At 66.3% G+C, this 7,785-nt stretch carries 8 protein-coding genes; 1 reads left to right on the forward strand and 7 read right to left on the reverse strand.

The window, feature by feature from the left end; translation table 11 throughout:
- Nucleotides 1-22 precede the first annotated feature (22 nt).
- The 4 genes from H7U20_RS29295 to H7U20_RS29310 form a co-directional block, all read right to left on the reverse strand.
- Nucleotides 23-442, reverse strand: coding sequence for a hypothetical protein (locus H7U20_RS29295; RefSeq protein ID WP_199762669.1), 420 nt, complete (start codon nucleotides 440-442; stop codon nucleotides 23-25).
- Between the two features lie 90 nt (nucleotides 443-532).
- Entirely contained in the window at nucleotides 533-2,392 is a 1,860-nt protein-coding gene (sppA, locus tag H7U20_RS29300; protein WP_199762670.1) for a signal peptide peptidase SppA, read from the reverse strand.
- Nucleotides 2,393-2,476: 84 nt separating this feature from the next.
- The gene (locus tag H7U20_RS29305) at nucleotides 2,477-3,946 is read right to left on the reverse strand and encodes a sodium:solute symporter (RefSeq protein WP_199762671.1); all 1,470 of its coding nucleotides are present in this window, start codon (nucleotides 3,944-3,946) and stop codon (nucleotides 2,477-2,479) included.
- A 263-nt stretch (nucleotides 3,947-4,209) separates the two neighbouring features.
- Complete coding sequence (locus H7U20_RS29310) at nucleotides 4,210-5,421, reverse strand: MFS transporter (RefSeq protein ID WP_199762672.1); 1,212 nt, start codon at nucleotides 5,419-5,421, stop codon at nucleotides 4,210-4,212.
- A gap of 149 nt (nucleotides 5,422-5,570) precedes the next feature.
- On the opposite strand from H7U20_RS29310, the gene H7U20_RS29315 reads away from it, so the two are divergent.
- Nucleotides 5,571-5,807 (forward strand): DUF3820 family protein, encoded by a 237-nt coding sequence (locus H7U20_RS29315; RefSeq protein WP_199762673.1) that lies wholly within the window; start codon nucleotides 5,571-5,573, stop codon nucleotides 5,805-5,807.
- 10 nt (nucleotides 5,808-5,817) lie between these two features.
- Here the strand turns inward: H7U20_RS29315 and H7U20_RS29320 are convergent, their stop codons facing one another.
- The 3 genes from H7U20_RS29320 to H7U20_RS29330 all read right to left on the reverse strand — a co-directional run bounded on the left by H7U20_RS29320 (nucleotide 5,818) and on the right by H7U20_RS29330 (nucleotide 7,569).
- The gene (locus H7U20_RS29320) at nucleotides 5,818-6,540 is read right to left on the reverse strand and encodes a substrate-binding periplasmic protein (RefSeq protein ID WP_199762674.1); all 723 of its coding nucleotides are present in this window, start codon (nucleotides 6,538-6,540) and stop codon (nucleotides 5,818-5,820) included.
- A gap of 136 nt (nucleotides 6,541-6,676) precedes the next feature.
- Nucleotides 6,677-7,024: a hypothetical protein gene (locus H7U20_RS29325; RefSeq protein WP_199762675.1), complete on the reverse strand. Its 348-nt coding sequence runs from the start codon at nucleotides 7,022-7,024 to the stop codon at nucleotides 6,677-6,679.
- Nucleotides 7,025-7,125: 101 nt separating this feature from the next.
- Entirely contained in the window at nucleotides 7,126-7,569 is a 444-nt protein-coding gene (locus tag H7U20_RS29330; RefSeq protein WP_199762691.1) for a PPC domain-containing DNA-binding protein, read from the reverse strand.
- Nucleotides 7,570-7,785 lie beyond the last annotated feature (216 nt).

The raw sequence follows: 7,785 nt of genomic DNA on the forward strand, positions 1-7,785 counted from the left end.
TCTGGCTTGGCATGAAAGAGGTCTACGTTGCAGCGAAAACAATGGGAAAATTACGAGACCGGGCCAGCACCAAGAATTGTGTATAACGGCGTGGCCTTAAAGCCGTGGGCACATTTTGAAACGGCCGGGCGATCAAACTACCCTCTTTTCGCAATGGGTAAAGTCGTTCGACTACCCCATCTTCACCAGGCGCTTGATTTTCTGAGAACCAACTGGAGTGACGAAAGGATACCGTCGAACATCCTTGGCATTCGAGAATTTGATAGTGCTCACTCCAAGATACGTCCCAGCCTTCGTATCGATTCCAGGCTGAGCCATCCTTGTCAAATGAGACAGTGACAAGGTGACGAGTCGAACGCTTGCATTCTAAGCAGAAAACTTGCTTGATCTGACCTTTGGATTGGTTCTCAATCGACTCCTCTTTGCTCTCATCTTCCATCATTTCTCCCTTGCCTTAGCTGTTTCGCCCGACACGCACTTGCACCCGGATCGCTCCTTTAAAGTTCACTCCAATCAAGATGGCACCGCCGAATCAAGGCGCTTCGCACAGGCAATGGGTCAGCGCCATGAAGGGCTTGCGGCTGGCGCCCAACTCGTTCAACCAGCTCAGTTCACGCGCCGCCTCGCCGGCCACGCCGGCCGGCAGACCCGTGCCGGCCAGACCCAGCTTGACCTGGGCGCCGACGGCCTGCGCCACCGAGCCGCCGAACAAATCGATCAGCCTATCCACCTTGCTGGTCTCGCGCTCGATGTAGACGACGCGGTAGTCGGCGCCCAGCTTGGCGCGGCCGGCGGCCGATTTCAGCGCGTCGCCGTAGCTGCCCAGCGTGTCGACCAGACCGCGCTCCTTGGCCTGGGCACCGGTCCAGACGCGGCCCTGCGCCACCGCGTCGATCTTCTCCGGCGTGGTCTTGCGCGCCTTGGCGGCGCGGCCGGTGAAGTCGGCGTAGATGTGGTTGATGCTGCTCTGGATCACCTGGCCGAAGCGCGGGTCGAGCGGGCGCAGCGGATTGTTGGCGTCGCCCATCCAGGTGGTGGTGGTGCCGGCGGTGTGGATGCCCAGCTTGTCGATCACCTTGTCGGCCTTGGGCAGCAGCGCGAACACGCCGATCGAGCCGGTGATGGTGGTCGGGTCGGCGATCACCTCGTCGGCCGCCATCGAGATCCAATAGCCGCCCGAGGCGGCCACGTTGCCCATCGAGACCACCACCGGCTTGCCGGCGGCGCGGGTCAGCTCCAGCTCGCGGCGGATCAACTCCGAGGCGAAGGCGCTGCCGCCGGGCGAGTCGACGCGCAGCACCACGGCCTTGATCTTGTCGTCCTCGCGCGCCAAGCGGATCAGCTTGGAGGTGGACTCGCCGCCGATCGAGCCGGGGCCGGCCACGCCGTCGCTGATCTCGCCGGCGGCGATGACCACGCCGACGGCGTCGCCGGTCAGCTTGGGATGCAGGCGGGCCAGGTAATCGTCGAAGTTAATCTGGCGGAAGCTCTTGCCCTCGCTCTCCTTGACGCCGCGTTGAATCATCAACTGGCGGATCTCGTCGCGGGTCTTCAGGCCGTCGACCAGCTTGGTGCTGACGGCCAGCTTGGCCAGGTCGCCGTCGACCTTGGCGGCGTTGTCCGGCAGCGCGTTGATGTCCTTCATCAGCTGGCCCTGCGGCAGCTTGCGCGCCGTCTCCACCTCGCCGGTGTAACTGGCCCACAACGCGTTGACCAGGTAGGCGTCCGCCTCGGCGGCGGCCGGCGACGGGCCGTTGGCGATGAAGGGCTCGGCGGCGCTCTTGTAGGTGCCGACCTTGAGCAGGTTGACGGTGACGCCGACCTTGTCGAGCGCGTCGCGGTAGTAGTTGCGGTAGCGGCCGAAGCCGTCCAACAACACCGTGCCCATCGGGTGCATGTACACCTCGCTGGCGTGCGAGGCCAGCAGATACTGGCGCTGGTCGAAGCTGGAACCCCAGGCCACCACCTGCTTGCCGCTCGCCTTGAAGCGGTCCAGCGCGGCGGCCACCTCGCGCAGCGTGGCCAGGCCGTTGCCTTGCAGGTCGTCGGTCAGCAGCACGGCGGCGCCGATGCTGGGGTCCTTGGCGGCCGCCTCGAGCACCGACAGCACGTCGCGCAGTTGGGTCATCTTGTGCGTCTCGCCACCGCTGACCGAGGTCACCAGCGCCTCGCGGGCGTTGCCGCTGGTCTGTTCGACCAACGCGCCCTTCAGGTCGAGCACCAGAGTGGTTTTGGCGGCGAGGGGCTTCAGGCCGCCGCCGAAGATGGCGTATAGCAGCGCCACGATCAGCGCCAGGAACAGCAGGTTGAAGACCGCGCGACGGCCGGCGTCAAGCGCGCGCCAGCAAAAGCCGAGGCCGCTGCGTAGGTAGGCAAAGGGGGATCTGGACATCGGTACTCCTGATTGTTGCTGGGTTGGGATAACTAATTCTTAACGTTTTATTGGTGACACTGTAAGCCAAAACACGACTCTTTGTCAGCCACCGTTCGCAACCGGCTGGTCAGACGCCGGCAGCGAAATCAGGAACAGGGCCGCCAGCACCAGCAAACCATTCATGATAAGCAGCTCCAGGCCGAGACGATAGCTGCCGAAAATCAACTCTTGATTGCGGTCAACGGCGTAGCACAGCGCCGGCCCGGCCAGCGCGGCCAGCGGCACCCAGCGCTGGCGCAGGCCGCGCCGGCTCAGCATGCCGAAGGCGAACAAGCCCAGCAGCGGGCCGTAGGTGTAGCCGGCCAGTTTCAGGATCACCCCTATCATGCTAGCACTGTCTATCCATTTGAACAGCAGCACCAGCAGCAGGAACAGGGCGCAGAAGCCCAGGTGGACGCGCTGGCGCCGGCGCAGCTTGGCGGCCTCGGCCAAGTCGGCGCGCCGGGTCAGGCCGAGCAGGTCGATGCAGAAGCTGGCGGTCAGCGCGGTGATGGCGCCGTCGGCGCTGGGGAACAGGGCCGAGATCAGGCCGAGCAGGAAGATCAGTTGCACCAGCGCGGGCAGATGGCCCATCACCACGGCCGGGAACAGCTTGTCGCCCGTCGCCGTCACGCCGGCCAGCGGCGCGTACAGGTGCAGCAAGCCGCCGAGGAACAGGAACAGCGCCAGCACGCCGACCAGGATGGCGGTCAGCAGCAACATGTTCTTCTGCGAATCGGCCAGGGTGCGCACCGAGATGTTCTTCTGCATCATCTCCTGGTCCATGCCGGTCATGGCGATGGTGATGAACATGCCGGCCAGCACCTGCTTGCAGAAATACGCCGGGCTGTCGACGTCCCAGGTGAACACCCGCGCCAGGCCGGCGTCCTGCATGCGCGCCAGGCTGGTGGCGAGGTTCAGATCCATCGCGTGCAACAGGTAGGCGACGCAGATGAACAGGCCCAGCAGCATGCCGGCCGTTTGCAGCGTGTCGGTCCAGACGATGGTCTTGACGCCGCCCTCGTAGGTGTAGAGCAAAATCATCAGCAACACCACCACGCTGGTCAGCCAGAACGGCAGGCCCAGGCGGTCGAGGATGACGGCCTGCAGGATGTTGATGACCAGATACAGCCGCGCGCTGGCGCCCAGGGTGCGCGACAAGATGAAGCAGGCCGCGCCGCTCTGTCCGGCGCGGCGGCCCAGGCGCACGTCGAGGTAGTGGTAGATCGAGGTCAGGCGCAGCCGGTAGTACAGCGGCAGCAGCACGAAGGTGACGCTCAGGTAGCCCAGCACATAGCCCAGCGTGATCTGCAAGTAGCCGAAGCCGTCGCGGCCGACCGCGCCGGGCACGCTGATGAAGGTCACCCCGCTCAGCGTGGTGCCGACCATGCCGAAGGCGACCAGCAGCCAGTTGCTGCTCTTGTTACCGTTGAAGAAACTTTCGTTGGTGGCGTTGCGCGAGGTGCGCCTGGCCACCAGCAACAGCAGGCCGAAATAGGCGAGGACGACGAGGAAGAGCGTGAGGGGGGACATGGGATGTTGGCCGGAAGCTGAAATTCGAATGGCCAGCAATATACACCCGTGGAGTGGTGGATATGAAAAGCGAGGCTCTCTGCCACTCCGGCACCGCCTCGCGACGGCGTGGCGGGGAGCCGCTGCGGTTGCTGCCCGGTGAAGGCGCCGGCGGCTACAAAACCACCCACAGTCCGAAAACCGGGGTCGGACCCGCGGCGCCAAGGCGGGGAGTCCGACCCCAGATTTACGCCTGTGGGTTTGTATCCGCCGCCAGCGGCCCGTCAGTGGCTGGCGACGCGGCGCGGCCGCTCGGCGCCGGCGGCCACGGGAATCGGATTGAGACGGTCGAGCCGGCCGCTCAGCGCCGTCAGGCCGAAGGCGCCCAGCACCACCAGCGCGCCGATCCAGCCGGTGTGCACCAGCCCCAGGTGTTCGACGATCAGGCCGCCGCCCCAGGCGCCGCCGGCGATGCCCAGGTTGAAGGCGGCGATGTTCAGGCCGGAGGCGACGTCGACGGCGCGCGGCGTGAAGTGCTCGGCCTGCTGCACCACATACACTTGCAAGCCGGCGACATTGCCGAAGGCCACGGCGCCCCACAGCAGCACGGTGGCCAACATCAGCCAGGGGTGCGGCGCGGCAAAGGTGACCAGCAGCAGCACGGCGGCCAGGCCGAGGAAGATGATTTTCAACGCCGCGATCGGACCACGGCTGTCGGCCAGCTTGCCGCCCCAGATGTTGCCGACGGCGACGGAGACGCCGTACACCAGCATCACCAGGCCGACCAGGTTGGCGCTGAAGCCGGTGATGTCCTGCAGAATCGGCGCCAGATAGGTGAAGGCGGTGAAGGAACCGCCGTAGCCGACCGCCGTCATGGCGTAGACCAGCAGCAGGCGCGGCTCGGCCAGCACCTTGAGCTGTTGCAGCAACGAGGCCGGCGCGCTGTGCTTGATAGTCGCCGGGACGAAGGCCAGGCTGCCGACAAAGGCCACCACGCCCAGCGCGGAGACGGCGAGGAAGGTCTCGCGCCAGCCGAAGTGCTGGCCGATGAAGGTGCCCAGCGGCACGCCGGTGACCAGGGCCACGGTCAGGCCGGTGAACATGATGGCGATGGCGCTGGCGGCCTTGTCCTTGGGCACCAGCGAGGTGGCGATGGTCGAGCCGATCGAGAAGAACACGCCGTGCGCCAGCCCGGTCAGGATGCGCGCCACGATCAGCGAGTTGTAGCCGGGCGCCTTCCAGGCCAGCAGGTTGCCCAGCGTGAACAGCACCATCAGCGCCAGCAGCAGGGTCTTGCGCGGCAGCTTGCCGCTGAGCGCGGTCAGCACCGGCGCGCCGACGGCGACGCCGAGCGCGTACAGGCTGACCAGCAGGCCGGCCGACGGCAGGTTGACGCCGAGGTCGGCGGCGATGGTCGGCAGCAGCCCGACAATAACGAACTCGGTGGTTCCGATGGCGAAAGCGCTGATCGTCAGCGCCAGCAAGGCAATGGGCATGGCATAACTCCTGTCAAAGTGGATGCCATGCAGTATCCCGGCTTTCTTTGTTTCGAAAAATACCTGCCGGGACAGAACATCCTTGCTTTGACAGCAACAATCAGCGCGACAATCGGCAAAGCGGCCGCCTTTGCTGCTATGCTTTCCCCATGAATTCGGAAAAACTTGCCCTGCTGCTGAGCCGTGAGATGCCTTACGGAAAATACAAAGGCCGCCTGCTGGCGGACCTGCCCGGCCACTATCTGGGCTGGTTCGCCCGCGCGGGCTTCCCCTCGGGCGAGCTGGGCGCGCTGATCGCCCTGATGTACGAGCTGGACCACAACGACCTGCGCCACCTGCTGGCGCCGCTGCGTCCGCCCGGCCGGCCGCTGCCGCGGCGCGACTAGGCCGCGCCGCTCAGCGGTAGCTGGCCAGGATGCGCTCGACCGTGCCGTCCTTGACCAGTCCCTTGATGACCCGGTCGACCTCGGCGAAGGGCACGCCGGAACGGCGCGAAAAGGCGCACTGCGCCTTGAACGAGGCGAACACCAGACCGGGCCGCAGCTTGAGTTGTTTGTCCATGCGCAGCTGGTAGTCCAGCACCATCTGCGACACCAGCGCGTATTGCAGCTCGCCGTTGACGACGCGCCGCAGATTGGTCTCCATGGTCTCCGAGTCGACCCGCACGAACTGCGCGCCGAGCACCTGTTCGACGCGCGGATAGCGGTAGGCCGAGACCGTGCCGATGGACTTGCCGCGCAGCGCCGTCAGCGAGGGAATCGCCGGCGCGCCGGGCACGCTGGCGACCATCTCGGCGTCCGGCAGGAAGGGCTGGCTCCAGTCGAAGTCGCCGTCTATCCAGTACGGCAGCACATAGCACATGCCGTCGGCCTTGCCCTTGACCAGGGCCCGGCCGGTCTGGTCGCCGGCGACGACGACGAAGCGCACCTTGCGGCCCAGCCGCTTGGCGATGGCCTCGCCCAGGTCGCGCACGATGCCGCCGCCCAGCTCGCCGTGCTTGATGTCGGCAAGCGGCATCAGCTGGTCGGTCGAGGCCAGCATGACGAGTTCGGCCGGCGCCCCCCGAGCGGCCAGGCTCAACAGGGAACATGCCAGCAATGCTGCCAGGCGCTTGCTCATCGGCGATGCCACTTTCACAGAGGATACATCCCAGCTATGCTGCCACAGAAGCAAGACCGCCGCAATGCCCGGGCCGGCCGCAATGCCCGGCCGAACGGCGGTGGCGAACGGCGGGGCCGAACGGCGCGACGGCGCCTCAGACGCCGCAGCTCAGATCGTTCCACTCCTTGGTGTAGACCGGCACATAGCCCAGCGGCGTCCACAGCGACAGGCGCAGGCGGAAGGCGCAGGCCTTGGCGCCGAAGTCGCCGGTGCCGGGCGCGTCGGTGTCCAGCGTCCAGCTGCCCGGGCCACGGTCGCGCCGCCAGCGGACGAACTTCTCGTGCGTCTCGCCGTCGGCCTCGCCCAGCTGGGCGGCGATGGACTGGTGGCTCAGGCCGGCCAACGTGGCCGGCCGGGGGAACGGCGATACGCACACCCAGGCCATGTAGGCGATGGCGGCGAGGAACAGGAGCAGGAAGAATTTGGACTTGATGGTGGTCATGGCGTCAGCCGGAATCGGGTCCGGCCCTTTTATTGTGTTGGTGGTGGTGCTGCGTTGAAAAGATGAAACGATGAAACGGCCGGGCGGCCGGCGCTGGCGGACTAAGCACCCTGTCGAGCCGCCTCGGCCGGGCCGGCCGGGTTGCCCGGGACGGCCGGCATAATGCTCAGCTCGGCGAAGCCGGTGGCGGCGTCGAAGTCGCGGCCGAACACCTGGCCCGGCAGCAGCGCCAGCAGCACCTCGGCGGTGGTGCGGACGATGCAGCCGGCGCAGACATGGCCGCCCAGCACCCTGCCCTGCGCATCGGCCACGGCCATGTGCAGATGCGCGCCCTGCGGCGCCAACGAACCGGCCAGGCTGAGGATCTCCAGGTCGCCGCCCACGCTGCTCGGTCCGGGCTGGCCGGCGTAGCGCAACTGCGCCACGCTGAGGCTGCCGATGCCCTGCAGGACGAAGCCGGCGGCCACGCCGTGCCGCGCCAGCGCGGCTCCCAGGACGGCGCGCAGGTCGTCGCCGGGATGCAGGCGCAAGGGCACGGCAAGCATGGGCGCGCCATCGAAAAGACTGCGATTCATTGAGGAATTCCAGGTGGGCTGAACAATAGCGCCAGAGTAGCCGGAAGCGCTCCGCCATCCAAGACATTTTGCAAACTTCGTTCACGAAGTGGCAATACTTTCGGCGCCGCACAACAGGCTTGTCACGCCGACTAGCCTATGTGACAAGTCCCGGCGCGCAGTCCGTCTTGCAAGCGGCCACGGCGG

The sequence above is a fragment of the Rugamonas violacea genome, assembly GCF_016461825.1.
Taxonomy (GTDB): Bacteria; Pseudomonadota; Gammaproteobacteria; order Burkholderiales; family Burkholderiaceae_D; genus Rugamonas.

Excerpts from the sequence above, each read along its gene's own strand:
- H7U20_RS29295 (WP_199762669.1), bottom strand. The coding sequence starts at position 442 with ATGATGGAAGATGAGAGCAAAGAGGAGTCGATTGAGAACCAATCCAAA.
- sppA (WP_199762670.1), bottom strand. The coding sequence starts at position 2,392 with ATGTCCAGATCCCCCTTTGCCTACCTACGCAGCGGCCTCGGCTTTTGC.
- H7U20_RS29305 (WP_199762671.1), bottom strand. The coding sequence starts at position 3,946 with ATGTCCCCCCTCACGCTCTTCCTCGTCGTCCTCGCCTATTTCGGCCTG.
- H7U20_RS29310 (WP_199762672.1), bottom strand. The coding sequence starts at position 5,421 with ATGCCCATTGCCTTGCTGGCGCTGACGATCAGCGCTTTCGCCATCGGA.
- H7U20_RS29315 (WP_199762673.1), top strand. The coding sequence starts at position 5,571 with ATGAATTCGGAAAAACTTGCCCTGCTGCTGAGCCGTGAGATGCCTTAC.
- H7U20_RS29320 (WP_199762674.1), bottom strand. The coding sequence starts at position 6,540 with ATGAGCAAGCGCCTGGCAGCATTGCTGGCATGTTCCCTGTTGAGCCTG.
- H7U20_RS29325 (WP_199762675.1), bottom strand. The coding sequence starts at position 7,024 with ATGACCACCATCAAGTCCAAATTCTTCCTGCTCCTGTTCCTCGCCGCC.
- H7U20_RS29330 (WP_199762691.1), bottom strand. The coding sequence starts at position 7,569 with ATGCTTGCCGTGCCCTTGCGCCTGCATCCCGGCGACGACCTGCGCGCC.